This window comes from Sphingomonas cannabina (assembly GCF_021391395.1).
GTDB classification, from domain to species: Bacteria; Pseudomonadota; Alphaproteobacteria; order Sphingomonadales; family Sphingomonadaceae; genus Sphingomonas; species Sphingomonas cannabina.
Genome location: NZ_CP090059.1, coordinates 1,074,980 through 1,099,897 on the forward strand (window position 1 = coordinate 1,074,980; position 24,918 = coordinate 1,099,897).

Consider the following 24,918-nt stretch of genomic DNA (forward strand, 5'->3'; position numbering starts at 1 on the left):
CTTCAGGGGAGGGGTTGGGGGTGGGGCAGTGCGGCGGGCCAGGTCGCTTGGGGCCAGGCCCCACCCCAACCCCTCCCCTGAAGGGGAGAGGCTTAAGGCCCTAGATCTCCCCCGTCAGGGTGAGCGTGAGTACGCGCGGGATGTTCTGGGTGAGCAGGCCGGAGTTGCTGACGTTCCAGGCGAACCGGTTCGTGAGGTTCGCCACGCGGGCGCGGAGCGTGACCGAATGGTCCCCGATCGCGAAACGCTGCCTCAGGCCGAGATTGACTATCGCATAGCCGGGAAGCGTCACGCGATTTTCGCGATCGGCATAGCGCTCGCCGCGGATGCTGACGCCGCCGTCGAGCGTAAGCCCCGCGACGCCGGGCACGCGCCAGGTAAGATTGGCGAGCGCCATCACCTCGGGGCGTCCGATCGGACGCGCGCCGACCAATCCGCGATCGACGAGCTCGCCTTCGGTCCGTGCATCAAGATAGGTCGCGCCGAGCACCGCACCCAACCGAGGAGTGATCGGTCCGGCGAGGGACAGTTCGGCGCCGCGATGCCGCACCCGGCCGACGAAGTCGAACGCGCCGCCGGCGTCGATGCCCGGCAGCGGCTTTGAAAGGTCGAACACGCCGGCGATCAGCGTCGGTCCGCCGGCGATGGCGTATTTCATGCCGAGCTCGGCCTGGCGCGAGATTGCGGCAGGCAGCACCGCGCCGCGGTTCACCGCATTGGCCGGCGCGACCCCGGCCTCCTCCAGCCCGCGCGCATAGCTGGCGAAGCCGGTCAGCGCGCGCGTGAACCCGACCGACAGCGCGCCGCCATAGAGCCACGGCCGGCTCGTCTGGTGCTCCGAGCTTCCGTCGAGCGCGCGCGCCTGCTTGCGATATTCCACACGCTGGACGTCGGCGCGCAGCTCCGCGAAGCTGCCGATCGACAGCCGATAGCCAAGCCCGCCCGTCCATTGCTCCACCTCATCCCGAAGACGCAGCGGATTGAGGCTGACCGGCGGCCGGGGAAGGGCGGGCGGCCGATCGATATCGGGATAGTGGCCAAGCGTGAAGGCCGCGCCCGGATCGCTGAGCACCACGCTGTCGCGTCGCCGTATCGCGGCGATCAGGCGATGATCCAGTGCGCCGGTGGTGAAGCGCTTGGCGGCCGTGATCTCGGCAGAGAAGGACCGGCGGTTCTCTTCGCCGAACAACAGGCCGCTCACCTCGGCTCCGGTGCCGGCATCGGACAACCGGATCAGGTTGAACACGTTGCGCCGATAGGCGAGTTCCGACCGGAAGGCCGACGCGCCCAGGCTCCAGCCGTCTCCTGCATCGATGTCGAGGATCGCGCCCGACAGATCGCTCTCGTTGCTGGCGTCCATCCACGACTGGGTGCGATCGATGCCGAGCGATATGCGCGCCGGCGGCGTACCCGCGCTGGCGAAAGTGGTGTCGGCACCGCGCGTGTACCAATTATGGCCCCAGACGCCGGCCAGCCGGATGCCCGCCGCCGGCGTCCAGCGCGGGACGAGGCCCACCGCGATGAAGTCGCCGCCGGTGCCGTCGGTATAGCGTTGCCCGACGCTCAGCTGGAGGCCGCCGGCGATGCTCAGCCGGCTGTCCTGCGTGCCGCCCGCGAAACGCGTCAGCACGATCGGTCCCGACCCGCCCCACCAGCCGGCCTCGATCGTCGCCTGCATTCCCGGCACGCCGTCGGGAAGGTCGTATTGCACGACGCCGGACGGGGCGGCGAAGTCGGTGCGCAACCCGTTGGCGCCGACGCGGATGGCGGTGCCTTCGGTCAACGGCTGAAGCATCCCGGCCGCCCGGACGAAATAATGATCCTCGATCCGGTAATTGCCGGCACTCTGCAGATCGAATCCGCGCACCTCGCTTTCGGTGTAGAGCCCGACTTCCTCGACGCCGATGCGCCGGCCGAAGGCGTCGTCCGCGGCCCGCACCACGTCGCGGTTCTGCGGCTGGGCCGGCGGTGAGATCGCGATCTGGGCATGGGCAGCGGGCGCCGCGAGCAGCGACAGACAGCAGATGGAGCAACGCATGATTCGCAATCCCGATGACATCCGGTCGCCGGGCCGGATGCCCCGGCCGCGGCGGCATCGGGAGCCGGTTGGGACGAACGGCGCGCGGACGTGACGAACGGCAGTTCGCGCGCGCGCGCTCGTAGGCTATCGTCGGACCATGGCGGCTGATGTTCGAGAGTCGATCTGGGAGCGGCAGATCCCGCTGAGCGCCGGCGTGGCTATGGGCCTGCTCGGCTTCCTGCTCGGCTACGCCATGGGCGGCATCGGAACGCCGGTCGATCCGTTCGTCGCCGAGCGGCCGGAAGAAGCGCGGCTCGCCAATCTGCTGGTCTGGGGGCTCACGCTCACGATCGGCTTCGCTTGCCGGGAGCCGGTCGGCGAGCTCGTCTCCGCGCCGCAGCGATCACCGCTGCTGCTCGCCGTTCTCGCCTTCGCTCCCGTGACGGTTGCCGATCTGCTCGCGTCCCAGTTCGCGATCGCGATATCCGGCGATCTTCGTTGCGCCCCGGGCATGCCGCCGCTGCCATCCATCTTCAGCTTCCTGCCGCGGGCAGCGATTCTGGGTACGACCGTGCTGCTGGCGCTGCTGGCCTGGGGGCGGCACCTCGAAAATCATGCGCGCCGGGAATCGGACGATATGGCGTTCACGCCGTCGCCGGAGGCGTATTCGGCGGTACCGGGCGAATGGCTCCACCTGCCCGAGGCGCCCTTTCTGCGGGTGCGCGTCCAGGACGTGGCGCTGATCCGCTCGGCCGGCAATTACAGCGAGATCGTCGCCAACGGCCGTGTCCATCTGGTGCGGGCAACGCTGAGCGAGTTGGCGCACCGCTTTGCCCCTCTCGGCTTCGTGCGCGTTCATCGCCAGACCGTCGTCAATGCGCGGCAGGTCCGCGAAATCCGACGCGAGCCGAGCGGGCGGCCGGTCGTCCATCTTGCCTGCGGAACGCCGATCCCGCTCGGCCGGCGCTTCAGGTCCGCCGTGGAGGCGCTGGGCTAGGATCCAGACCCTGGAGAGGCGAGGATCAGACGGGCAGGGCAGTGGTCGCCTTGATCTCCGAAAGGGCGACGGTCGAATTGATCTCCTGCACGCCGGGAAGGCGCGACAGCTTCTCGAAGAAGAAGCGCTCATAGGCCTCGATGTCGGCGGCGACGACGCGCAGCATGAAATCGACCGGTCCCATGAGGACATAGCATTCGAGCACCTCCGGCAGCTCGCGGATCGAGGCGGTGAACTCGTCGAGGTTGGCGCGGCCATGGGCATTGAGCTTCACCGTCGCGAAGACCTGGGCGTTGAGGCCGATCTTGCGGCGGTCGACCAGCGCGACCCTGCGCTTTACGAAGCCTTCGCGCTCGAGCCGGTCGATGCGGCGCCAGCAGGGCGAGGCGGACATCCCGACCGCCTCGGCGATCGCCGCAGTGGAGAGCGACGCGTCGTCCTGCAGCAGGCGCAGGATCTTTCGGTCGAAATTATCCAGGTTGTCCGGCACGATCTTTCTCGGATTGACGATTTTCAGGTCAGAATATTCGATATTCCGCCGAATTGCAGCGGGATTGGGTAAGAAATTCCCGCTTCTCATGGATATCCTCCCCGGATTGGGGAAGGAACCTGCACGATGGATCACGCGCAACCGACGGAAGAGCCCGAAGAGGCGGTGCACCTCGACGATCTTCGGACGGCGCGCGCGGCGTGATTCCGGTCATGGCCACCAGACGTGCGCCGAGGGTCGACACGCGCGCAGCCGTCTTCGCGATCACGGCGGATCGGTGCGCGCAGGTGCTCAGTCGCCTGCTCGCGCTGATTGCGCAGCAGGATCGTGTGATCGAACGGGCGCAGGTCGAATGCTCGGCCAGGATCTGCCGCATTTCGCTCACGGTCCGCGACATCGATCCGCATCGCGCGGAGATCGTCGCCGAGAAGATGCGCAGCCTCGTCAGGGTCCGCAGAGTCCGGCTGCGCCTTCCCTGATCCGATCGCGGGAGAGCCGCGCGCCTAGCGCTGTATGACGATGATGTCGGGGACCCGATTGTCCTTTGAGCGGGGCTGGGGCATCAGGGACGGGTGGCGATCGTGTCCGTTCCAGCTGCTTTGCCGAAGCGCCGTCCTTTATATGCCCATCTGTACGTGCAGGTGCTGGTGGCGATCGTGTGCGGTGCGGTGGTGGGGCATGTGTGGCCCGGGGTGGGCGAGGCGCTGCGGCCGTTGGGGGACGGCTTCATCAAGCTGGTGAAGATGGTGATCGCGCCGGTGATCTTCCTCACCGTCGTGACCGGCATCGCGGGGATGCGTGAGCTGGCGGCGGTAGGCCGGGTGGCGGCGAAGGCGTTCGGCTATTTCGTGGTGGTGTCGACGCTGGCGCTGTTGGTGGGGCTGCTGGTCGCCAATGTCGTGCAGCCGGGGGCGGGGATGCATGTCGATCCCAGGACGCTCAACCAGAGCGCGGTCGCCGGCTATGCCCATCAGGCGCATGAGAGCAGCGTCGCCGGCTTCATCATGGCGGTGATCCCTGAAACGATGGTGTCGGCGCTGACCTCGGGCTCGATCCTGCAGACCTTGTTCGTGGCGATCCTGTTCGGCATCGCCTTGAGCCTGGTCGGTGAGCCGGCGCGGCCGGTGCTCGATCTGGCCGAGCGGGTGATGCTGGTGGTGTTCCGCCTGGTCGCGATCCTGATGCGGGCGGCGCCGGTCGGTGCATTCGGGGCGATCGCGTTTACTGTCGGCAAGTACGGCGCCGGCAGCTTGATCGGCCTCGGCGGTCTCGTCGCCACCTTCTACCTGACCTCGATCCTGTTCGTGCTCGTCGTGCTCGGCGCGATCGCCTGGGCGCACGGCTTCTCGATCCTGCGCCTCATCGCCTACCTCAAGGCCGAGCTGCTGCTCGTGCTCGGCACCTCCTCGTCCGAGGCGGCGCTGCCCAGCCTGATCGACAAGCTTGAGCGCGCGGGCTGCGACAAGGGCGTGGTCGGCCTCGTCGTCCCCACCGGCTACAGCTTCAACCTCGACGGCACCAACATCTACATGACCCTTGCCGCGCTGTTCATCGCGCAAGCGTGCGGCATCCATCTCTCCTGGGGCGAGCAGTTCGCCCTGCTCGGCGTCGCCATGCTCTCGTCGAAGGGGGCCGCCGGCGTCACCGGCGCCGGCTTCATCACGCTGGCCGCCACCCTCTCCATCGTCCCGGCCGTCCCCGTCGCCGGCATGGCTCTCATCCTCGGCGTCGACCGCTTCATGTCCGAATGCCGATCCCTCACCAACTTCATCGGCAACGCCACCGCCGCCATCGTGGTCGCCACTTGGGAACGCAAGATAGACACCCGGCAACTCGACGCCGCTCTTGCGGGAGGCGATCGGGGGACCGCCGATGCACCGGTTGGCGAGTCGGCCGTGGTATGAAAACTGCGCTGCTGGTTCTTGCCTGCCTGTTGCTGGGGGCAGCAGCGCCCGGGGCACCGCGAACGATCCTATTCGTCGGCAACAGCTTCACGTTCGGTGCGGGGTCGCCGGTGATGCGCTATCGGCCCGACAGCGTGACCGATCTCAATCATGACGGTGTCGGCGGCGTGCCGGCGCTGTTCAAGGCCTTCACCGAGCAGGCGGGGCTCGACTATGCGGTGAGCCTCGAGACCTCGCCCGGCAAAGGCTTCGATTTCCATGTTCGTGAGAAGCGCGCATTGATCGCCCGCCGCTGGGACGTGGTCGTGCTCCAGGGCTACAGCACGCTCGACAGGGACAAGCCGGGAGATCCGGCGATCCATATCGCCAATGCCAAGCTGCTGGCCGAGATGGTCAGCCGCGCCAATCCCCAAGTCGACGTCGAGCTGGTTTCGACCTGGACGCGCGCCGACCTTACCTATCCGCCCGGCCGGCGCTGGTCGGGAAAGCCGGTGACCGCAATGGCGCTCGACCTGCGCGCAGCCTCCGAGCTTGCGCGTCGCGCCGTACCGGACATCGATGGAATAGTACCGGTCGGCGAAGCGTGGAATCGAGCGATCTCGGCTGGCATTGCCGATCCCAATCCCTATGACGGCCTTACCTATGGCCAGATCGATCTGTGGACATGGGACCAGTATCACGCGAGCGCCTATGGCTATTATCTGGAGGCATTGATGGTGTTCGGCCGAGTGACAGGTGTCGATCCGCGCGTGCTCGGCGAGCGAGAGCGCGCGGCCAATGACCTCGGCCTCGAACCGCGCGTGGTGAAGGCGCTTCAGCAGATTGCCTTCGACCAGCTGCAGGCAGGCTGACGATGGCGTTTCTGGGTATCGAGACCGGCGGCACCAAGATTCTGGCGCGCGTGGTGGCGGAGGACGGCATCGTCGTCGGCGAGGGACGCTGGTCGACCACCACGCCGGATGCCGCCGCGGATGCGATCCTCGGCTGTGTGGAGACGGCGGGCGTCGCGGTCACGGCAGCCGGCATCGCGGCCTTCGGCCCGCTGATCGTCAATCCGGCGCTGCCGAACTATGGCGAGATGCTCGACACCCCGAAGCCCGGCTGGACCGGGTCGAACCTGCGTGTAGTGCTCGCCGGCCGGCTGGATTGCCCGGTTGCGGTCGATACCGACGTCAATGTCGCCGCCATTGCGGAGCAGGCGCTGGGGGCGGGGCAAGGGCTCGGCAGCGTCGCCTATGTGACGGTCGGCACCGGCATCGGCGCGGGGCTGGCGATCGACGGGCGCGCGCTGGTGGGAGCGCTGCACCCCGAGGCGGGGCACATCCGTCTCGTGCGGGCCGCCGGAGACGATGCGCCGAGCACCTGCCCCTTCCATCCCGACTGTGCGGAGGGGTTGACTGCCGGACCGGCCGTGCAGCAGCGGCTGAAGGGGCGGACCCTGCCCGAGGCTCCCGAGGTGGCGGCGCTGGTCGCCCATTATCTGGGGCAGCTCCTGGCGGCGCTGGTGTTCGCCTGGTCGCCGCAGCGGATCGTGATGGGCGGCGGGGTGATGACGACGCCCGGGCTGCTCGAGGCGACTTCCGGGGAATTGCGCGCGGCGCTCGGCGGCTATGGTGTCGGGCCGGCGGCGAACGCGCCGGATTTCGTCGTGCCGGCGATGCTGGAGAATGCCGGGCTGGAGGGTGCGCTGCTGATGGCGCGCCGCGCGGTCAGTTCGTGAACGCCATCTCGAAATTGCCCCAGCGGCGGCCGTTGATCCACAGCGGCACGAACACGCTCTTGACCGCACGATAGCGGCCCTGACCGAGGTCCTGGCAATAGGTGACGAGCATGAAGTCGCCCTCGAACGCGATGGCGCGGGCGGTCGCCTCGTCCATGAACATGCGGCGATTTCGGCAGTTCTCGGCATTCCATGCCGGATCGCCGGGCCGCTGCGGCAGCGACTTCCATGACATGTGGGTCGGCAGGTAGGCGTTGATGTCGGTCGCGGCGAGGCCGAGGATATGGGTCTCGTCGGACTTGGCGATGCGGTCGAGCACCGGCTGAATGGCGCGATCGGCGAAGGCGTTGAAGCGGTTCGTATATTGCACCGGGTCGGTGCCGGGGATCGGCCGGTAGTCGGTGTCGAACACCTCGTCGGCGCTGACCTCGCCCGCCGCCAGCGCCCGTTCGACGATCGCCTTGACCTCCTTCATGCCGGCGACGGTAATCTCGACGAAGCCGGTGTCGTCGATCGCCACGCCCGAATGGGCGAGCTGGTCGAGCATCCCGCTCGACATCGTCTCGAGCCGCAGGATGCGCTCGCGGGCGCTGGCGAGCTGGGCGCCGCTCTCGCGCGCATGGGTGCCGAAGCCGGTGAGCGTGTCGCGCACGCGCGCGACGCTGTTGCTGGTGACCTCGGTCGAGCGCTCGATGTCGTCGGTGAGGCGGTCGACCTGGCCGACGATGTCGGCGACCTCCAGCACGGTCTGGTTGATCTGCGCGACGCCCTTCTGCGCGAGCACGCTCTGACGCACGCCATCATCGATCTCGTGCATCACCGTGCCCGCCTCGCGCACGAAGCTGTCCATGGTGCGGGTGATCTCGTCGGTCGCCTGGCGCGTCTCCAGCGCGAGCTTCTTCACCTCGGCCGCGACCACGGCGAAGGTGCGGCCGGCGTCGCCGGCGCGCTGCGCCTCGATGGTGGCGTTGAGCGCGAGCAAATTGGTCTTGCGCGCGATGTCGTCGATCGCGCTGGAGACGCGCTGGACCTGCGCCATCGCCGCCGCGAAATCGGTCATGCGGGTGCCGAGATTGGTGATGAGCTCCGTCAGCGCGCCGAAATCGGCGACCGAGCTCACGATCAGCGACGCCTCGCGCTCCAGCGTGGCGCGGGCCTGGTCGGACAGGCGGCGCGCCTCGCTGGTCGCCTCGGCGACGGTGCGCTGGTCGGCTTCGAGCGCCGCGGTGACGCCTTCCAGGTCGGCGAGCGCCTCGAGCTGGGTGGCGATGCGTTCCGAGACGCCGGCGATATGGCCGGAGGCATCGCTGCAGCCGACCGCAAGCTGTCCGCAATCGCGCGCCACCGCGCGGATCGCATCGCCGTCGAGTTCCTGCGCCATCGCGTGCGCGGTTGCCATGCGCCTGTCAGCCCTCTTCACGTAACCGGATGCTGGTAACCTGCTACGGTAAAGGACAGTTTAACCAGAAGGTCAGGCAGTGAGACGCCGCCGCGCCGCACGGGCGCGGCCGACCAGGCCCGAGAGCAGGAGGTCGTCGATGCCGGCATGGCCGAGCCCGAGATGATCGGGCCGCACCGCGAGCGCGTCTGTAAGGCCGAGCGCGCCGGACCTCACCGCTCGCCGGCCGATCCGCCACCACAGCCGCGCCGTCTCCCAACGGATCAGCTTGATGCTCTCGCGATCGAAGCTGCCGCTGTCGAGATAGCTCGCCTGGAGCATCGCGATTAGCGTGCCGAGCTGGCGCAGCGCGTCGCGGCTGGCCACCGGCACGCCGGCCATGACATGGCGTGCGATCAGCGCGGCCGCCTCCTCCGCACTGTCGCCGAGCAGAGGGGCATAGGCCTCGCCGAGCACGGTCTCGGCGCTGTCGATCATCCGCGCGGTGTGGCATTGCGAGGCGCCGCCCGGATGGCTGCGATAGGTGATCAGCGGCTCGTCGATCCGCGCGATCGCGCCGTAGCGGCGCAGGCGGTGATAGAGATCGAAATCCTCGGCGTAGAGGATCTCGGGTCGGGTGAAGGGATCGAGCTCGCGCGCGACATCGCCGCGCAGCATCACCGACGACCAGACCAGTGGGTTCATGATCTGGAGCAGCCAGCCGATCAGCGCAGGCGTGGTGTTGGCGGGCAGGCGCGAGCGGCGGATCGCGCCGTCCTCGAGGATATTGGCGGCGGCGGCGACCAGCACGACGCGGCTGTTCGCCTCCAGATAGGCGACCTGGCGCTGGAGCCGGTCCGGCCGGCAGAGATCGTCTTGGTCGAGGCCGGCGATATAGCGGCCGCGCGCCTCCGCGAGGGCGCGGTTGCGCGCGCGCACCGGCCCGCCGTTCGCCTCCGCTTCGACCAACCGGACACGCGGATCGGACCAGCCGCGCAGGATTTCCCGCGTGTCGTCGGTCGAGCAGTCGTCGACGACGATCACCTCGAAATCGGCGAGCGTCTGCTTCTCCAGGCTGACGAGCGTCTCTTCGATCAGCCCGGCGCCGTTATAGGCTGCCATGATGACGCTGACCGTGGGTGTGTTCATGCCGCTGCTTGTGCCCGGTTGGCGAGGATCGCTTCGACGATCATGCGCCCGACATCGTTCTGCCACAACCATAAGCCGTTGGCTTGACCGCGAAAACTCCTCTCTCCGCCGAGCGCGCCCGACGGAACGAAGCCGGCGGCGAGGCCGATGCCGTAGACGCCGGGAAGCGGCATGCCGTCGGCGCCGAGCACGCGGCAGCGATCGTCGACCATGGCGTCGCCCTGGTCCGCGGCGAGCGTGATCGGCGTCCCTGCCGCGTCCTGGAGCGGTAGCGCACGTGGACGGTAGCCGAGGGCCGCGACGACGATGTCAGCCCCGTCGAGGATCGCGAGCGCCTGCGGGTCCTCGTCGGCGATACGGTGCACGGCGACGCGCGGGTCGGGCGCGCGCCCGTCGACGCCGAGGATGCGCAGCACCAGCTCGCGCGCCTCCAGCCGGAAGCCTGCGAGACGATAGACGAAGCCCGACAGCGGACAGATGTCGTCGGGGCCGAAATCGGTGAAACCCTCCGCATGGGCCGCCTCGACGGAAGGGTAGAAGGGGCGGAGCGGCCGGCGATGGAGCAGGGTGATCCCGCCCGCGCCGAACGGGATGCCGGGCCGCGAGCGCAGCAGCAGCGCGACGGTGGTGAGAGCGCTGGTCGAGCCGCCGATCACCGCGATGCGCGGGTCGCGCTTGCCGGCGAGCAGGTCGGCGACCTTGTCGAGCCCGCCGAGCGCGAGCACCTCGTCCGATTGGAGCAGCCGGTCGCCGACGCGCCGGATCAGCGGTTCGCCCGCGACCTGCTGACCGGCGAGGCGGTCGAGCGGCTGATAACCGCCGGTGGCGACGACGAGATTGCGCGCCGCGGCCTCGAAGCGATGATCGTCCTCGAGCCGGCGCATGGCGACGTGCCACAGTCCGCCGGACCGGCGCGCGCCGAGCACCTCGTGGCCGGTCAGCACCTGGCCGCCGCCGCGCTCGACCGCCAGGGCGAGCCGTTCGCCGATCACGTCGAGGAACGGACCGGTGGCGGCGAGCGGTACGCCCAGTTTGTCGCGCCATTCCTCGATCGTCTGGACCGCAGGGTGGCCGGCGAGATCGGGCTGCGCCTCGAGCGCGGTGAGGAAGGTCTGCGCGGTGCTGTCCGATGCGATCGCGTAGCGTGCGAGCCGGCCGGAGCCGAGATGGCCGCCGCGCTCGACGATAGTGAGGCCGCCGGCCGCCAGCTCGGCGAGCCGGCCGGCCTTGGCCGCGGCGATGAGGATGGCGGTCCCGGCCGGTCCGCCGCCGACGATCAGCGTCTCGGCGACGGGCGTGCGCGGCTCGCTGGTCCGGAGCAGGCCGCACGCCTCGCGCACCGCCGCCGCGATGGTGCGCACGTCGGCGGGGATCATGTCGTCGGTGGCAGGCAGCGAGAGGATGCGCGCGGCGATGTCATCGGCGACGGGGGTGTCGGTCAGCCGTGCGTGCTGCCGGAACAAGAGCTGCTGCCCGAGGTGCGGGCTGAAATAGTGCGCGGCCCCGATCCCGCGCGCGGCCAGCGCCTCGACGATCGCAGCGCGGCGGGGCGCCAGCGCCGGCGGCAGCAGCGCGGGCATGAAGCCGAGCGCGCGGCGGCGGCCCGAGACGCGCTGGACGCCGAAGCCGTCGAGCGCCTCGCGATAGCTCTCCTCGAGCAGCGCGCGGCGTTCGCTGATCTCCTCGATCTCCTCGAGCTTGGCCGAGGCGATGGCGGCCAGCACCTCGGGCAGCTTGGCGTTGAGGCCCGGCAGCGAGGCGCTGCGGGGCGCCTCGAAGCCGAAGTTGGCCATGGCGCGCAGCCGTTCGATCAGCGCGGTGTCGCCGGAGTGGACGACGGCGCCTTCGGCGACGGCGAAGGGCTTGGTCGCCTGCATCGAGAAGACGACGGCGTGGGGGGAACCCGCGCCGAAGCCGATGCCGTCGTCGTCGAGCGTGCCCAGCGATGCGGCCGCGTCGATCACCACGCCGACGCCGTGACGTTCGGCGTATCGCCGGTAGCGGGCGAGGTCGATCGCGTTGCCGAAGGTGGCATAGGGGACGACCACCGCGATCCGCTCACCATGTTCGGCGAGCAAGGCCTCCTCGGCGTGCGCCGCTGCGGCCCAGTCTTCGGGATCGATGTCGCAGAGGAGCGGCGTGAGACCGGCCCACATCGCCGCCTCGGCGGTCGCGGCGAAGGTGAAGGCGGGGATCAACGCATAGCCGCCCGGCCGGCCCGCGCGATCGGCGGCATCGCGGATCGCGAGCATCAGGCCGAGCGTCGCATTGGCGAGCGTCAGGCTGGCGCCGCGCCCGGCGAACATCCGCTCGGTGATCGCGGCCTCGAAGCGGCGTACTTCGGGCCCATGGTTGCTGTAGGTGCCGGTCGCCTCGATGCGGGCGAACACGTCCCCCAATTGGCTCGGGCGCGGCGGGCGCGGGGCGATCAGCGGATAGCGCAGGCGTCGGGCGATCGTCATGGCCGCGCACCATGCACGCCGCCTGCTAACAAATGCCTATCCCGCTGATGGCGCCGGCTATAGGAGCGGGCGGACCGAGCAAACGGGGGTGACATGGGCGGCTGGACGATCGGAATCATCGGCGGGTCGGGACTCTACGCGATCGACGGGGTCGAGGGCGAATGGGTCGAGGTGGAGACGCCGTGGGGCAGGCCGTCCGACGCGATCTTCCGGGGGCGGTTGGGCGAGGTCGGCGTCGCCTTCCTGCCGCGCCACGGCCGCGGGCACCGTATCGCGCCGGGCGAGCTCAACGCGCGTGCCAACATCGACGCGCTGAAGCGGCTCGGCGTCACCGACGTGCTGTCGATCTCCTCGGTCGGCGGGCTGCAGGAGGAGCGGGCGCCGGGGACCTTCACCATCGTCGACCAGTTCATCGATCGTACCAAGGGGCGGCCGTCGAGCTTCTTCGGCACCGGCATGGTCGCGCACGTCTCGATGGCCGATCCGGTGTGCCCGCGGCTCGCCGGCATGGCGGCGGAGGCTGCGCATGCCGGGGGCGCCGAGGTGCATGAGGGCGGCACCTGCATCGTCATGGAGGGCCCGCAATTCTCGACCCGCGCCGAAAGCAACCTCTACCGCAGCTGGGGCGCGCATGTGATCGGTATGACCGCGCTGCCCGAAGCCAAGCTGTGCCGCGAGGCGGAGCTGCCCTATGCGATGGTGGCGATGGTCACCGACTACGACTGCTGGCACGACGCGCACGAGGACGTCAGCGTCGCCCAGGTGATCCGACAGCTCAATGCCAATGCGGAGAAGGCGCGAGCGTTGGTCGGCCATTTGCTGCGGGGCCTGCCGGCGGAGCGGGCGCCGTCGCCGATCGACACCTGCCTCGATACGGCGCTGATCACCGCGCCCGACGTGCGCGATCCGGCATTGCTGGCGAAGCTCGACGCGGTGGCGGGGCGGGTGCTGGGATGAGCGGGCCGGTCCGCTATTCCGGCGGCTGCCTGTGCGGCGCGATCCGCTGGGAGGCGTGGGGCGAGCCGGACAATATGGGCATCTGCTGCTGCGCCGATTGCCGCAAGGCGTCGGGATCGGGGTTCATCCCGTTCATGGGCTTCGCCTCCGCCGATCTGAGTTTCAGCGGCGAGCCGCGCCAATATCGCTCGCCCGCTTTCCGTGGCGGCGAGGCGACCCGCAACTTCTGCCCGCAGTGCGGCGGGCTCGTCTTCGGCGGCGGGATCGGCGAGACCGATTCGCATACCATCTACGCGGGCTCGCTCGACGATGCGTCGCTGTTCCGCCCGACCATGGCGCTGTTCGTGCGCGATCGGCCGGCGTGGGTCGAGCTGCCGACTGGTCTCACACTGTTTGAGACGATGCCGGAGTAGAATCGGATTGAATCCGTTCCCCGGCGAAGGCCGGGGCCGAGTATCAAACCGCTCGCAACTGGGCTCCGGCCTTCGCCGGGGAACAGCAGCTTCAAACCGGATCGATCAATCCTACAGCCCCTTGCCGCCCACCGGCCGGGTGGTCGCGGCGGTGTCGAAGCCGGCGATCAGTGGCATCGCGGCCTTGATCGCCGCATTCACCTGCGGGAGCTGGAGCGAGGCCTTGTGGCTCGCCTCGCTGTTCCACACCTCGGTCACCCAGATCGCGTCCGGGTCGCCGATGTCCTCGGCGACGATGTAGCTGAGGCAGCCGGGCATGTCGGCCGAGCCCTGGAGCAGCAGCTCGAGCAGCGCGGCGCGCTGGCCCGGCTTGGCGGCGATCTTGCCGATCATGCCGTACATCTGCCCGTCTCCCGCGGCGAAGGCGGCGCGGCCGGTGAGCGCGAGGGCCAGGCCGCCCGCGATCGCCCCGCGCCGCGCGATGCTCACGCCGCCAGCTTCCGCAGCACGTACTGGAGGATGCCGCCGTTGAGGAAATACTCCAGCTCGTTGACGGTATCGATCCGGCAACGCGTCTTGAACGTCTCGGTCGTGCCGTCGGCGCGCGTCAGCTTGACCTCGACCTCCTGGCGCGGGCGGATGCCGGCGACGTCGGTGATGGTGAAGGTCTCGGTGCCGTCGAGCTTCAGCGTCTCGCGGGTGATGCCCTCGGCGAACTGGAGCGGGAGCACGCCCATGCCGACCAGGTTGGAGCGGTGGATGCGTTCGAAGCTCTCGGTGATCACCGCCCGCACGCCAAGGAGATTGGTGCCCTTCGCCGCCCAGTCGCGCGACGAGCCGGTGCCGTATTCCTTGCCGGCGACCACCACCAGCGGGACGCCGTCGGCCTTGTAGCGCATCGCCGCGTCGTAGATCGGCATGACCTGGTCGTGGTACTTGGTCATGCCGCCCTCGACGCCCGGCACCATCTCGTTCCGGATGCGGATGTTGGCGAAGGTGCCGCGCATCATCACCTCATGGTTGCCGCGCCGCGCGCCGTAGCTGTTGAAGTCGGCCTTGGCGACCTGATGCTCCTGCAGGTAGATGCCGGCCGGGCTATCGGCCTTGATGCTGCCGGCGGGCGAGATGTGGTCGGTGGTGATCGAATCGCCCAGGATCGCCAGCGCGCGCGCCTCGACGATGTCGCCGACCGGGGCCGGCTCCATCGTCATGCCCTCGAAATAGGGCGGGTTGGCGATGTAGGTGCTGCCCGCGCGCCATGTGTAGGTGTCCGATCCGGTGACGTCGATTTGGCGCCAGTGGTCGTCGCCGTGGTAGACATTCGCGTAGCGGGAGCGGAACATGTCGTCGCTCACGCTGGTGTCGATCAGCGAGCGGACTTCGTCATTGGTGGGCCAGATGTCCTTGAGGTAGACGTCCTGCCCGTCCGAGCCCTGGCCGATCGGCGTCTCGACCATGTCCTCGGTCACCGTGCCCTTCAGCGCATAGGCGACGACCAGCGGCGGCGAGGCGAGGAAGTTGGCGCGCACGTCCGGCGACACGCGACCCTCGAAGTTGCGGTTGCCCGAGAGGACCGAGGCGGCGACGATGTCGTTGCCGTTGATCGCCTTCGAGATCGGCTCGGCGAGCGGGCCCGAATTGCCGATGCAGGTGGTGCAGCCATAGCCGACCAGGTTGAAGCCGATCGCGTCGAGATCGGACTGGAGCCCCGACTTGACCAGATAGTCGGTGACGACCTGCGAGCCCGGCGCCAGCGAGGTCTTGACCCAGGGCTTCGGCTTCAGCCCCTTCTCGCGCGCCTTGCGGGCGACCAGGCCGGCGGCGATCAGCACCGAGGGGTTGGAGGTGTTGGTGCACGAGGTGATCGCGGCGATCACCACGTCGCCGTCGCCGATGTCGTGCCCGCGCTCGTCGACCGGCACGCGCGCGGGGCGCTCCTTCTTGTAGACCTTGAACAGGTCGCCGTTGAACACCTCGTCGACCTTGTTCAGCGACACGCGGTCCTGCGGGCGCTTCGGCCCGGCCAGCGACGCGGTGACCTCGCCCATGTCGAGCTCGAGCGTGTCGGTGAACACCGGGTCGGGCGAGCCGGCGTCGTGCCACATGCCCTGCGCCCGGCAATAGGCCTCGACCAGCGCGATCTCGTCGTCCGGGCGGCCGGTCAGGCGCATATAGTCGAGCGTCTTGTCGTCGATCGGGAAGAAGCCGCAGGTCGCGCCATACTCCGGCGCCATGTTGCCGATCGTCGCGCGGTCGGCGAGGCTCATGGTGGCGAGGCCGGGGCCGTAGAATTCGACGAAGCGGCCGACCACGCCCTTGGCGCGCAGCATCTGCGTCACCGTCAGCACCAGGTCGGTCGCGGTGATGCCCTCCTTGAGCGCGCCGGTCAGCTTGAAGCCGATCACCTCGGGGATCAGCATCGACACCGGCTGGCCGAGCATCGCCGCCTCCGCCTCGATGCCGCCGACGCCCCAGCCGAGCACGCCCAGGCCGTTGATCATCGTGGTGTGGCTGTCGGTGCCGACCAGCGTGTCGGGGTAGGCGATCTCCTTGCCGTCCTCCGCCTTGGACGACCACACGCCGCGGCCGATATACTCGAGGTTGACCTGGTGGCAGATGCCGGTGCCCGGCGGCACCACCTGGAAATTGTCGAGCGCCTTCGACCCCCATTTCAGAAACTCGTAGCGCTCGCCGTTGCGCTGGTATTCGAGATTGACGTTGTCCTCGAACGCCTTGGGCGTGCCGAACTCGTCGACCATCACCGAGTGGTCGATGACGAGGTGGACGGGCACCTGCGGATTGATCTTGGCCGCGTCGCCGCCGAGCTTGGTGATCGCGTCGCGCATCGCCGCCAGGTCGACCACGCAGGGAACGCCGGTGAAGTCCTGCATGAGGACGCGCGCAGGGCGGTACTGGATCTCGCGGTCGGGGGCGACCGGGTTGTTCTGCCAGTCGACGATCGCCTTGGCATCCTCGGGGGTGACGGTCTTGCCGTCCTCGAAGCGCAGCATGTTCTCGAGCAGCACCTTCATCGAGAAGGGCAGGCGGGAGATGTCGCCGAGCTGCTCGGCCGCCTTGGCCAGGGAGTAATAGTCGTAGCTCTTGCCGCCGACGGTGAGGGTGGAGCGAGTGGCGAGCGTGTCCTGGCCGATCGCGGTCATGGGCGGCGGGTCCTTTCCAGTTGCGGCCAGTCGCGGGAGCGCGGCGGGGAGACGAGCGACGCGCCGGTTGGCCGGCGGAGCCACTCGCGCGAGGCGCGCCCGGACGGGCGGATGCGAGAGTCGAAGGGGCCGATAGCAGGGTGGGGGGTGAGGGGGAAGGGTGTGGGGGCGAGGATGTCGTGGCGGCGGGGTGCGTCCATTGGTGCGGCGCAGCGTACATCGGTTCGCCGCAGGAGACACTCGAACTGTCGGCCCGCCGAACAGAGGTCTCGGAAGTGTTCATGTGCCCGCAAGGTTGGGCTCAACACGCTGAAAGTCCCTAGTGCTCAGGTACAGCTATGAGACGCACATCCAGATGAAGATTGATGGAGCGGGTTCCGACAGCCGAATACCGTATCACGACGACGGCGATCGGACGGCGAGCTGCGATCACTTGGGCTTGATTGATCGAATTTGAAGGAGCAATGCAATGAGTGTCCTTTCCAAAAGCTCGAGAATTCTGTTGCTGCTTGCTGCGTCTGCCGGCTCGGCCAGCCTGTATGCGCAGGAGCAACCGGCCCCGAGCGAGCCATCTCCGGACATAACCGTGAGCGCCTCGGCGCCGGCCGACCTGTCCGGCATGCCGGAGGGACCCGAGGTCGAAGGCTTCATCTCCGCGCGCAAGGACGGGAAGATGCAGGTCACGACCGCCGGCGGCACGAAGACGATGGTCTTCCTCAGCGAAGGAACCAAGATCAAGTCGAGCGGAGGCTTCCTGGGCCTCGATCGCGACAAGCTGGCCGCGGACTCGCTGCTCAACGGCCTGCCGGTCAGCGTCAAGACGGTGCAATGGGCGGACGGCCTGGTCGCGAGCCAGATCGCGCTCAAGAACAAGGACCTCAGGACCGCGTCGATGATCCGCAACGGCACCGAACAGGGCTTTGCGGACCAGACCGCGGCAACGGAAGCGCTGCGCGGGCGCGTCGGTGACATCGACCAGTATAATGTCAAAGGCACGACCAACGTGAATTTCGACACCGGCAAGGCGGTGCTGTCCGAGCAGGCGAAAGCCGATCTCTGCGCCGCGGCGACTTCGGCCGAGGCGATGGACAATGCCCTGCTGCTCGTCGTCGGTTACACCGATTCGACGGGAAGCCAGGATTTCAACCAGACCCTCAGCGAGAGGCGGGCCGCGAAGGTCGTCAACTATCTCCAGCAGGCCTGCCACTGGAAGCCGTATCGCATGCTGACCCCCACCGGGATGGCCGAGGCGGATCCGGCGGCAAGCAACGATACACCCGACGGCAAGGCGCAGAACCGCCGCGTCGCGGTGAATATCCTGGTGAGCAAGGCCGTCGACGGCCTGTAAGAGGCCCCTCGGGGGTGGGCTTCGCCCACCCCCGTTTCCCGCTTGGGGTCGCGAGCCGCTTAAGCCCCTCCCCTGAAGGCGGGCTTGATTCAACCTGATCGAACCCGGGCTTAGTTCAGGTGATCGTCTTGGCGGCGGGACGGGCCGGTTCGAGCATCGCGGCGAGCTGGAGCAGGCGCTTCGCTTCGAGCGTGCCGACGACGGCGAAGGCGAGGTGGCCCTCTTCCCAATAGGCGACCTGGTCGTCGAGGCGCTTGTCGAGCGCGGGTGTCGGGCCGCCGGGGGTCTCGGCCTTCATGCCGAAGATCGAGAAGCGCTCGCCGCGCTCGGACTGGACGGCGAGGCCGATGCTGGGGCCTCCGGCGGAGGGATAGACCTGGACGTCGAGCAGCTTCCAGCCGGCGGGCAGCGCGGGCATGGCGATGCCGGTCGCCCTTTCCATGGCCGTGCGATCGAAGGCGGCGACGCCGGGCTCGAGGCGCATCGCGGCGCGGAGCAGCGTGGCGCGGTGGCTCATCACCGCCTCGTCGACGAAGCTCGATGCCTGGGCGGGCGCGCGGAACACCGGACCGACGACATCGTGCAGGCCCCAGCCGAGGAACAGCATCGCCGCCATCGCCGCGGCGCGGCCGAAGGTGGCGAGGCGCCGGCCGGGCGCCGCCGGGAGGGGATCGTTCGCCGCGACCGCCGGGGTTCGCGGCGTGACCGCCACCGGCGCCGGCGCTTCCACCGGCGCGGCCTTGCGGTCGGTCCACCACAGACTGAACATCGACAGCGCATAGAGGAAGCGGCCGTGGTCGCGCTTGCCCTCGCGGTGCTCGGCGAACAGGGCGTCGACCTCGCCGCTCCGGAGGAAGCCGAGGTCCGCGGCGCCGCTGTCGTGCCACAGCTCGCGGGCATAGTCGCCGAAGTCGCCGTCGAACCACTCGGCGAGCGGGATCTGGAAGCCCTGCTTGCGGCGGTCGACGATGCCGTCGGGCACCCAGGGCTTGATCGCCTCGCGCAGAATGTACTTGCCGGTCTTGCCGCGGACCTTCATGTCCTGGGGCACGCCCATCGCCCAGTCGACGAACACCGGGCTCAGGAGCGGCACGCGTACCTCGAGCGAGTTGGCCATGCTGGCGCGGTCGACCTTGGTCAGCATCGCGCAGGGCAGGTTGAGCGTGAGGTCGGCGTAGGCGAACTGATCGAGCCCGTCGGGGGAGATGGCGGCGGCGGGATCGGGGAAATATTCGTCGCGCAGGCGCTCGTAGGCGCCCGGGCCGTCGAACTCGGCGAACAGCTCGGGGTCGAGGACGCGTTCGCGCAAGGCCATGGAGGTGATCTGGGTCTTGGCGAAGAAGCGGCTGGCGCCGTCGGGGAGGCCGGCGGTGCCGACCGCCTTCTGCCAGCGCTGCAGCACGCGGTTCCACTGGCGGACCGGGGTCGGCGGCAGCGAGAGGATGCCGCGCGCGGCGTGGCGGGCGAGCGCGGGCATCCGGCCGACCGCGCGCTCGGTCAGGTGGCGCTTGTAGCCCATGAACAGCTCGTCGCCGCCGTCGCCGGACAGGACGACCTTGACCTGCTCGCGGGCGAGGCGGCTGAGGTACCAGGTCGGGACCGCGGAGGGATCGGCGAAAGGCTCGTCGTAGCAGCGCTGGAGTTCGGGCAGCAGGTCGCGGGCGGCGGCGAGGTCGACGATACGGGTGGTGTGGGTGGTGCCGAGGTGGCGGGCGACCGCCTCCGCGTACGGCGCCTCGTTGTAGCGCTCGACCGGGAAGCCGATGGTGAAGGTCTTGACCGGGGCGCCGGTGAGGCGGGCCATCGCCGCGACGACCGCGGAGGAATCGATCCCGCCGGAGAGGAAGGCGCCGACCTCGACGTCGGCGAGGAGGTGGCGCTCGACCGTCTTGAGGAGATGCTCGCGCATCGCCTCGATCCAGTCGGCGTCGCTGAGCCTGGGGTCCTGGCGGTAGGCGGGGCGCCAATAGGGGCGGATCTCGGCCTCGCCCTCCGCGCCGATGGTGAGGAGGTGGCCGGGGGGCAGCGTCGCGACCTCGGCATAGATCGAGCGGTCGGTGCGGATATGGCCGAAGCTGAAGACGTCGTGGACCGCTTGGCGGTCGACGTCGAAGCGGTGGCCGGGGAGCGGCAGCAGCGCCTTGAGCTCCGAGGCGAAGGCGAGGCCGCCGTTCTGGCGGGTGACGTAGAGCGGCTTGATGCCGAGCGGATCGCGGGCGAGCGTCAGGCGGCGTTCGGCCCGGTCCCAGATCGCGGCGGCGAACATGCCGTCGAGGCGCTGCCATGCCGCGTCGCCCCATTGGCGCCAGGCGGCGAGGATCGTCTCGGTATCGCTGTGGGTGCGGAAGGCGTGGCCGAGCGGGGCGAGCTCCCGGCGCAGCTCGAGATGGTTGTAGATCTCGCCGTTGAAGACGATGGCGTGGCGGCCGTCGGGGCTCTCGATCGGCTGGTGGCCGCCGGCGATGTCGATGATGCTGAGCCGGCGCATCCCGAAGCCGAAGTCGCCGTCGACCAGGATGCCCTCGTCGTCGGGACCGCGGTGCCGGATCGTGCGGCACTGCGCGGCGACGACGGCATGCGTCACGCTCGCGGCGCCCCGCGCATACCAGCCTGCAATGCCGCACATCGTCGTTCGGATCCTTTCGCCCCGGCGTCCCCCTAGCACAGGACGGGAAATTGCACAGCGTTAACCGCCGCATAGCCGCAACGATCGACCCTAAGGCCGATGCCCGGGCGGGAATCTGCGGATGTGATGTTGTAACTTGCCCTCAATGAGCATAGATGGCGGCGATCATGGCGTTCGCGTTCCGCTCAAGCTGGTATCACGGCCTCGATCGCTGGGCGATCGGGCTCAGCGGGCTGTGCATGGTGCATTGCCTGGCGACGTCGGTGCTGCTCGCGCTGGCCTCGACCGCGGGCGGGCTGCTGCTCGCGCCGTGGATCCATGAGGTGGGGCTGATGGTCGCGATCCTGCTCGGCGCGCTGGCGCTGGGGCGGGGGATGTTCGCGCACGGCTATATGATGCCGTCGGCGATCGGGGCGCTCGGGATCGGCGTGATGGCGGGGGCGTTGTCGCTGCCGCACGACGGGGCCGAGACCTTCTACACGCTGGTCGGCGTGGGCCTGCTCGCGCTGGGGCACGACCTCAACCGGCGGGCGGTGATCTAGGCTGTAGATTCGTAAGATCGAGCGGCCGGAATCGGGTGGAAAGCTGGCCCGCTTTCGAGTTTGCAGATCGCATTAGCGACCCGAGGCTTGGTCCTCTAATACAGCCAGCCCTCCGCCAGTCCGTGCGTTTACAAACGGGAGGAAATCCCTCGATCCGACAACCAAGGCATCACCTATGCGCTAAGCCGGATCGTCACTACACCCGTCACGGCGAGCAGCGGAATTTGAGGAGTGCGTGATGCGTCATTGGACTTTGTCGGCGGCGATCGGAGCTTTCATCTTGAGCTCTAGCTCAGGCTCCGCGAGCCCAGTGCAAGGTGTGGTTTCAGGCATCTATGTTCTGGACGAGGAACGGAGCGACAACGCCTTTCAAGCGATCGAGAGCGCTATTGCAAGCCTTTCCAACGCCAAGCGCCCTCTCGCTCGCATGAGGCTGCGCAAGTCCATTGCGGTAAATAGAATTAGAATTTCGAGTGCAGGAAGTCGGTTGGGGATCGCGTATGATGCCAAAGCACCTATCGTCGTTTGGCTAGGCGGAGAGCCGATCAAGTGGAAGCTCGTGGAAGGGCTTGTCTTTGACGTGTCGGCAAAATCTAATGGTGATGCCATTTCTCTAACATTCCATGGCGATGACATCGAGCGGACCACAACGTATCGTAGTGTTGGTCAGGATTTGGTGGAGGATACCACCATTGTCAGTCCACTTCTCTCTACACCGATTGTCTATAAGCAGGTCTATAACCGAGCGCACTGACAAGATTTACGAGGAAGCTTTCTGGTGAGATGCCGTTGAACGGTCTTCGTCTTGTAGATGCGGATGCCGGTCAAGATGGTCTCTCCACCGTCTGCTTTAAGGCGCGCTACGACCGTGAACGAACGGCAGCAACCAGGGCGTTAGCTGCCATTCTCGTTTCCGGCCTAACCTATCGCGCCGACGTCGCCGCCACCCGATTGGCCGCGACGAAGAAGTCGATGAAGGCCCGCACCGCCGGCCGCACCTGGCGGCGGCTGAGGTGGTAGAGGAAGAAGCCGGGGAACGGCGGGCAATGGTCGGGGAACAGCTCGACCAGCCGGCCGGCGGCGAGATCGTCGGCGATGCGTGCCTCGTAGAGGAAGGCGATCCCCGCGCCGCTGAGCGCGGCCTGATAGGCGAGCTGGTCGTCGTTGGTGGTCATCGCCGCCACCATGTCGGACAGCGTGACCTCCGCGCCGTCGCGCTCGACTTCCCAGGCATAGACGTTGCCGCCGGTGAAGCGGCGCTGGATGCAGCGGTGCTCGGCCAGCGCCTCGAGCGTCGCCGGGCGGCCGTGGCACGCGAGATAGTCGGGCGCCGCGACGATGGTGAAGCGCTGCGGCGGGCCGATGCGCACCGCGATCATGTCCGGCTGCAGCGATTCGCCCAGGCGCAAGCCGACGTCGAACCGCTCCGCGACGATGTCGACGAAGCGATCCTCGACGATGATGTCGAGCGAGATCGACGGATAGGCCCGGGCGAACGCGCCAAGGTGGGGCCTCAGCAGCATATAGGCGCTCGACGCCGTCGCCGTGACGCGCACGCGGCCCGACGGGTCGCCGTCCGCGTCGCGCGCCTCGCGCATCCCTTCCGCGATCTCGGCCAGCGCCGGCTCGAGCCGGCCGAGCAGCCGCTGGCCCGCATCGGTCAGCGACAGGCTGCGCGTCGAGCGGTTGAGCAGCCGCACGCCCAGCCGCTCCTCCAGCGCGCCGACGCTGTGGCTGACCGCCGACGGCGACAGCCCGAGCGACCGCGCCGCCGCCCGGAACCCGCCCGCGCGGACCACCGCGGCGAACAGCGTCAGATGCGGCAGCTGGTCGCGGTCCATTGTGCAATCCTATCGAACAGGATGTGCTTCATAGCGCGGGTAATCTGAACAGGACAGCGCGCTACATCGGGTCGGCCCCACCCAGAGGAGGACGATATGGAACAGCGTAGATTGGGCAGCCTGCAGATCTCGGCGATCGGCCTCGGCTGCATGGGCTTCACTGCGGCCTATGGCGGGCAGGACGAGGCGGCGTCGATCGCGACGCTCCACCGCGCGGTCGAGCTCGGCGTCACTTTGTTCGATACCGCCGAGGTCTATGGCCCTTATGAGAATGAGGAGATCGTCGGGCGGGCGCTGCGCGAGGTGCGCGACCGGGTGGTGATCGCCACCAAGTTCGGCTTCACCATCGGCGACCAGGGCATCGGCTTCCAGCGCACGACCGGGCTCGACGGCAGCCCGGCCAATGCGCGGCGGGTCGCGGAGGCGTCGCTCGGGCGGCTGGGCATCGAGACGATCGACCTGTTCTACCTGCACCGGCCCGATCCGGCGGTGCCGATCGAGGAATCGGTCGGCGGCATGGCCGAGCTGGTGCGCGAGGGCAAGGTGCGCGCGATCGGCCTGTCGGAGGTGACCGCCGACCAGCTGCGGCGCGCCCATACCGTCCACCCCATCGCCGCGCTGCAGAGCGAATATTCGCTGTGGTTCCGCGAGGTGGAGGACACGGTGCTGCCCGTCTGCCGCGAGCTCGGCATCGGCTTCGTGCCCTACAGCCCGCTGGGGCGCGGCTTCCTGACCGGCAGCATCCGCAGCCGCGACGATTTGGAGCAGAACGACTTCCGCGCCGGGCTGCCGCGCTTCGCCGAGGGCAATCTGGAGGCGAACCTCGCGCTGGTCGACCGGCTGAAGGCGCTGGCCGAGGCGCGGGGCGCGACCGCGGCGCAGCTCGCCCTCGCCTGGGTGCTGGCGCAGGGCGACGACATCGTTCCCATCCCGGGTGCGCGCAAGATCGCCAACCTGGAGGCGAACGTCGCCGCGGTCGACCTCCGCCTCTCGCCGGAGGAATTGGCGGCGATCGGGGAGGTCATGACCGACGTCCAGGGTGCCCGCTATGGCGAGCGGGAGGTCGCGCGGCTGGTCGGGCAGCGGTAATCTTCGGTTCTTTCCCCTCTCCCATTGGGAGAGGGGAGGGGCCCGCTCGGGCGTAGCCCGAGTGGGAGGGGTGAGGGTGACCTCGCTGGCCGCAGTCACCCCCTCACCCTCCCGCCGCTTCGCGGCTCCTTCCCTCTCCCAGAGGGAGAGGGACAGTAGGGAGCATCCGCTGCCCCCGCCCGCCTTGCCGCGGTGGCTGCGGAAGCCTACATTCACGGCATGGCCGCGCACCATCATCACGAACCCCATGGCGCCGCGCTGACGCGCGCTGCCGAGACGGCGCTGACCAGGGCCGGCGAGCAATGGACGCCGATGCGCTCGCGCGTGTTCGAGGCGCTGGCCGGGTTCGAGAAGCCGGCATCCGCCTATGACATCGCCGAGGCGGTATCGAAGGCGGAGGGGCGCCGCGTCGCCGCCAACAGCGTCTACCGCATCCTCGACCTATTCGTCGGCGCCAATGTCGCGCGGCGGGTGGAGAGCGCCAACGCCTATATCGCCAACGCGCATCCCGACTGCCTGCACGACTGCATCTTCCTGGTTTGCGACGTGTGCGGGCAGACCACGCACATCGACGACGACGCGATCACCCGCACGGTACGGCAGGCGGCGAAGGGGGCGGGATTCTCGCCCGAGCGGCCGGTGATCGAGGTGCGGGGGAAGTGCGCGGACTGCGAGGGGTAGTACCTTCACACCTCTCCCATTGGGAGAGGGAGGGGCCCGCTCAGGCGTAGCCTGAGTGGGAGGGTGAGGGTGACCTCGCCGGCCGCAGCCACCCTCACCCTCCCGCGCCTCCGGCGCTCCTTCCCTCTCCCAAAGGGAGA

The 24,918-nt window shown here is 68.7% G+C and carries 21 protein-coding genes; 12 read left to right on the plus strand and 9 right to left on the minus strand.

The window, feature by feature from the left end:
- Nucleotides 1–100: 100 nt before the first annotated feature.
- Nucleotides 101–2,038 carry a TonB-dependent siderophore receptor gene (locus LZK98_RS05305; RefSeq protein WP_233785359.1) on the minus strand — a complete coding sequence of 646 codons (1,938 nt, stop codon included), beginning with the start codon at nucleotides 2,036–2,038 and terminating at the stop codon, nucleotides 101–103.
- Between the two features lie 202 nt (nucleotides 2,039–2,240).
- On the opposite strand from LZK98_RS05305, the gene LZK98_RS05310 reads away from it, so the two are divergent.
- Nucleotides 2,241–3,017: a LytTR family DNA-binding domain-containing protein gene (locus LZK98_RS05310; protein ID WP_233785360.1), complete on the plus strand. Its 777-nt coding sequence runs from the start codon at nucleotides 2,241–2,243 to the stop codon at nucleotides 3,015–3,017.
- 25 nt (nucleotides 3,018–3,042) lie between these two features.
- On the opposite strand, the gene LZK98_RS05315 is transcribed toward LZK98_RS05310, so the two are convergent.
- Nucleotides 3,043–3,507 carry an Lrp/AsnC family transcriptional regulator gene (locus LZK98_RS05315; protein WP_233785361.1) on the minus strand — a complete coding sequence of 155 codons (465 nt, stop codon included), beginning with the start codon at nucleotides 3,505–3,507 and terminating at the stop codon, nucleotides 3,043–3,045.
- Nucleotides 3,508–3,707: 200 nt separating this feature from the next.
- On the opposite strand from LZK98_RS05315, the gene LZK98_RS05320 reads away from it, so the two are divergent.
- The 4 genes from LZK98_RS05320 (at nucleotide 3,708) to LZK98_RS05335 (ending at nucleotide 7,131) form a co-directional block, all read left to right on the plus strand.
- Nucleotides 3,708–3,986, plus strand: coding sequence for a hypothetical protein (locus LZK98_RS05320; RefSeq protein ID WP_233785362.1), 279 nt, complete (start codon nucleotides 3,708–3,710; stop codon nucleotides 3,984–3,986).
- A gap of 102 nt (nucleotides 3,987–4,088) precedes the next feature.
- The gene (locus tag LZK98_RS05325; RefSeq protein ID WP_233786511.1) at nucleotides 4,089–5,411 is read left to right on the plus strand and encodes a dicarboxylate/amino acid:cation symporter; all 1,323 of its coding nucleotides are present in this window, start codon (nucleotides 4,089–4,091) and stop codon (nucleotides 5,409–5,411) included.
- Nucleotides 5,408–6,262 carry a PEP-CTERM sorting domain-containing protein gene (locus LZK98_RS05330; RefSeq protein WP_233785363.1) on the plus strand — a complete coding sequence of 285 codons (855 nt, stop codon included), beginning with the start codon at nucleotides 5,408–5,410 and terminating at the stop codon, nucleotides 6,260–6,262. Before LZK98_RS05325 ends, LZK98_RS05330 begins: the two co-directional genes overlap by 4 nt.
- Nucleotides 6,263–6,264: 2 nt before the next feature.
- Entirely contained in the window at nucleotides 6,265–7,131 is an 867-nt protein-coding gene (locus LZK98_RS05335) for an ROK family protein (RefSeq protein WP_233785364.1), read from the plus strand.
- Here LZK98_RS05335 and LZK98_RS05340 read toward each other — a convergent pair.
- From LZK98_RS05340 to LZK98_RS05350, 3 genes are all read right to left on the minus strand, one after another.
- A complete protein-coding gene (locus LZK98_RS05340) occupies nucleotides 7,121–8,530 on the minus strand; it encodes a methyl-accepting chemotaxis protein (RefSeq protein WP_233785365.1) in 1,410 nt (469 codons plus the stop codon). The two genes, LZK98_RS05335 and LZK98_RS05340, sit on opposite strands and share 11 nt — an antisense overlap.
- A 72-nt stretch (nucleotides 8,531–8,602) precedes the next feature.
- On the minus strand, nucleotides 8,603–9,658 hold the full coding sequence (locus LZK98_RS05345) for a glycosyltransferase family 2 protein (RefSeq protein WP_233785366.1): 1,056 nt from the start codon (nucleotides 9,656–9,658) through the stop codon (nucleotides 8,603–8,605).
- A complete protein-coding gene (locus LZK98_RS05350) occupies nucleotides 9,655–12,120 on the minus strand; it encodes an aminotransferase class I/II-fold pyridoxal phosphate-dependent enzyme (RefSeq protein WP_233785367.1) in 2,466 nt (821 codons plus the stop codon). The genes LZK98_RS05345 and LZK98_RS05350 overlap by 4 nt, the downstream gene beginning before the upstream one ends.
- Before the next feature lie 93 nt (nucleotides 12,121–12,213).
- On the opposite strand from LZK98_RS05350, the gene LZK98_RS05355 reads away from it, so the two are divergent.
- Complete coding sequence (locus tag LZK98_RS05355) at nucleotides 12,214–13,077, plus strand: S-methyl-5'-thioadenosine phosphorylase (RefSeq protein WP_233785368.1); 864 nt, start codon at nucleotides 12,214–12,216, stop codon at nucleotides 13,075–13,077.
- Complete coding sequence (locus LZK98_RS05360) at nucleotides 13,074–13,490, plus strand: GFA family protein (RefSeq protein WP_233785369.1); 417 nt, start codon at nucleotides 13,074–13,076, stop codon at nucleotides 13,488–13,490. Before LZK98_RS05355 ends, LZK98_RS05360 begins: the two co-directional genes overlap by 4 nt.
- A gap of 111 nt (nucleotides 13,491–13,601) precedes the next feature.
- Here the strand turns inward: LZK98_RS05360 and LZK98_RS05365 are convergent, their stop codons facing one another.
- The gene (locus LZK98_RS05365) at nucleotides 13,602–13,979 is read right to left on the minus strand and encodes a putative quinol monooxygenase (protein WP_233785370.1); all 378 of its coding nucleotides are present in this window, start codon (nucleotides 13,977–13,979) and stop codon (nucleotides 13,602–13,604) included.
- Nucleotides 13,976–16,651 carry an aconitate hydratase AcnA gene (gene acnA, locus LZK98_RS05370; RefSeq protein WP_233785371.1) on the minus strand — a complete coding sequence of 892 codons (2,676 nt, stop codon included), beginning with the start codon at nucleotides 16,649–16,651 and terminating at the stop codon, nucleotides 13,976–13,978. The genes LZK98_RS05365 and acnA overlap by 4 nt, the downstream gene beginning before the upstream one ends.
- 469 nt (nucleotides 16,652–17,120) lie before the next feature.
- Between acnA and LZK98_RS05375 the strand changes: the two genes are divergently transcribed.
- Nucleotides 17,121–17,999, plus strand: a complete 879-nt coding sequence (locus tag LZK98_RS05375) for an OmpA family protein (RefSeq protein WP_233785372.1) — start codon at nucleotides 17,121–17,123, stop codon at nucleotides 17,997–17,999.
- Nucleotides 18,000–18,114: 115 nt separating this feature from the next.
- On the opposite strand, the gene asnB is transcribed toward LZK98_RS05375, so the two are convergent.
- A complete protein-coding gene (asnB, locus tag LZK98_RS05380; protein ID WP_233785373.1) occupies nucleotides 18,115–20,625 on the minus strand; it encodes an asparagine synthase (glutamine-hydrolyzing) in 2,511 nt (836 codons plus the stop codon).
- A gap of 155 nt (nucleotides 20,626–20,780) precedes the next feature.
- Between asnB and LZK98_RS05385 the strand changes: the two genes are divergently transcribed.
- Both LZK98_RS05385 and LZK98_RS05390 read left to right on the plus strand, forming a co-directional pair.
- Nucleotides 20,781–21,167, plus strand: a complete 387-nt coding sequence (locus tag LZK98_RS05385; protein WP_233785374.1) for a MerC domain-containing protein — start codon at nucleotides 20,781–20,783, stop codon at nucleotides 21,165–21,167.
- A 238-nt stretch (nucleotides 21,168–21,405) separates the two neighbouring features.
- A complete protein-coding gene (locus LZK98_RS05390) occupies nucleotides 21,406–21,921 on the plus strand; it encodes a hypothetical protein (RefSeq protein ID WP_233785375.1) in 516 nt (171 codons plus the stop codon).
- A gap of 169 nt (nucleotides 21,922–22,090) precedes the next feature.
- Here LZK98_RS05390 and LZK98_RS05395 read toward each other — a convergent pair whose 3' ends face one another.
- Complete coding sequence (locus LZK98_RS05395) at nucleotides 22,091–23,008, minus strand: LysR family transcriptional regulator (RefSeq protein WP_233785376.1); 918 nt, start codon at nucleotides 23,006–23,008, stop codon at nucleotides 22,091–22,093.
- Between the two features lie 96 nt (nucleotides 23,009–23,104).
- On the opposite strand from LZK98_RS05395, the gene LZK98_RS05400 reads away from it, so the two are divergent.
- The gene (locus LZK98_RS05400; RefSeq protein ID WP_233785377.1) at nucleotides 23,105–24,097 is read left to right on the plus strand and encodes an aldo/keto reductase; all 993 of its coding nucleotides are present in this window, start codon (nucleotides 23,105–23,107) and stop codon (nucleotides 24,095–24,097) included.
- A 219-nt stretch (nucleotides 24,098–24,316) separates the two neighbouring features.
- Nucleotides 24,317–24,778 (plus strand): Fur family transcriptional regulator, encoded by a 462-nt coding sequence (locus LZK98_RS05405; RefSeq protein WP_233785378.1) that lies wholly within the window; start codon nucleotides 24,317–24,319, stop codon nucleotides 24,776–24,778.
- Nucleotides 24,779–24,918: the final 140 nt, after the last annotated feature.

What these genes read in the sequence shown, in the direction of transcription:
- LZK98_RS05305 (WP_233785359.1), bottom strand. Translation starts at nt 2,038, where the DNA reads ATGCGTTGCTCCATCTGCTGTCTGTCGCTGCTCGCGGCGCCCGCTGCC.
- LZK98_RS05310 (WP_233785360.1), top strand. Translation starts at nt 2,241, where the DNA reads ATGGGCCTGCTCGGCTTCCTGCTCGGCTACGCCATGGGCGGCATCGGA.
- LZK98_RS05330 (WP_233785363.1), top strand. Translation starts at nt 5,408, where the DNA reads ATGAAAACTGCGCTGCTGGTTCTTGCCTGCCTGTTGCTGGGGGCAGCA.
- LZK98_RS05335 (WP_233785364.1), top strand. Translation starts at nt 6,265, where the DNA reads ATGGCGTTTCTGGGTATCGAGACCGGCGGCACCAAGATTCTGGCGCGC.
- LZK98_RS05340 (WP_233785365.1), bottom strand. Translation starts at nt 8,530, where the DNA reads ATGGCAACCGCGCACGCGATGGCGCAGGAACTCGACGGCGATGCGATC.
- LZK98_RS05345 (WP_233785366.1), bottom strand. Translation starts at nt 9,658, where the DNA reads ATGAACACACCCACGGTCAGCGTCATCATGGCAGCCTATAACGGCGCC.
- LZK98_RS05350 (WP_233785367.1), bottom strand. Translation starts at nt 12,120, where the DNA reads ATGACGATCGCCCGACGCCTGCGCTATCCGCTGATCGCCCCGCGCCCG.
- LZK98_RS05355 (WP_233785368.1), top strand. Translation starts at nt 12,214, where the DNA reads ATGGGCGGCTGGACGATCGGAATCATCGGCGGGTCGGGACTCTACGCG.
- LZK98_RS05360 (WP_233785369.1), top strand. Translation starts at nt 13,074, where the DNA reads ATGAGCGGGCCGGTCCGCTATTCCGGCGGCTGCCTGTGCGGCGCGATC.
- acnA (WP_233785371.1), bottom strand. Translation starts at nt 16,651, where the DNA reads ATGACCGCGATCGGCCAGGACACGCTCGCCACTCGCTCCACCCTCACC.
- LZK98_RS05375 (WP_233785372.1), top strand. Translation starts at nt 17,121, where the DNA reads ATGAGTGTCCTTTCCAAAAGCTCGAGAATTCTGTTGCTGCTTGCTGCG.
- asnB (WP_233785373.1), bottom strand. Translation starts at nt 20,625, where the DNA reads ATGTGCGGCATTGCAGGCTGGTATGCGCGGGGCGCCGCGAGCGTGACG.
- LZK98_RS05385 (WP_233785374.1), top strand. Translation starts at nt 20,781, where the DNA reads ATGGCGGCGATCATGGCGTTCGCGTTCCGCTCAAGCTGGTATCACGGC.
- LZK98_RS05390 (WP_233785375.1), top strand. Translation starts at nt 21,406, where the DNA reads ATGCGTCATTGGACTTTGTCGGCGGCGATCGGAGCTTTCATCTTGAGC.
- LZK98_RS05395 (WP_233785376.1), bottom strand. Translation starts at nt 23,008, where the DNA reads ATGGACCGCGACCAGCTGCCGCATCTGACGCTGTTCGCCGCGGTGGTC.
- LZK98_RS05400 (WP_233785377.1), top strand. Translation starts at nt 23,105, where the DNA reads ATGGAACAGCGTAGATTGGGCAGCCTGCAGATCTCGGCGATCGGCCTC.
- LZK98_RS05405 (WP_233785378.1), top strand. Translation starts at nt 24,317, where the DNA reads ATGGCCGCGCACCATCATCACGAACCCCATGGCGCCGCGCTGACGCGC.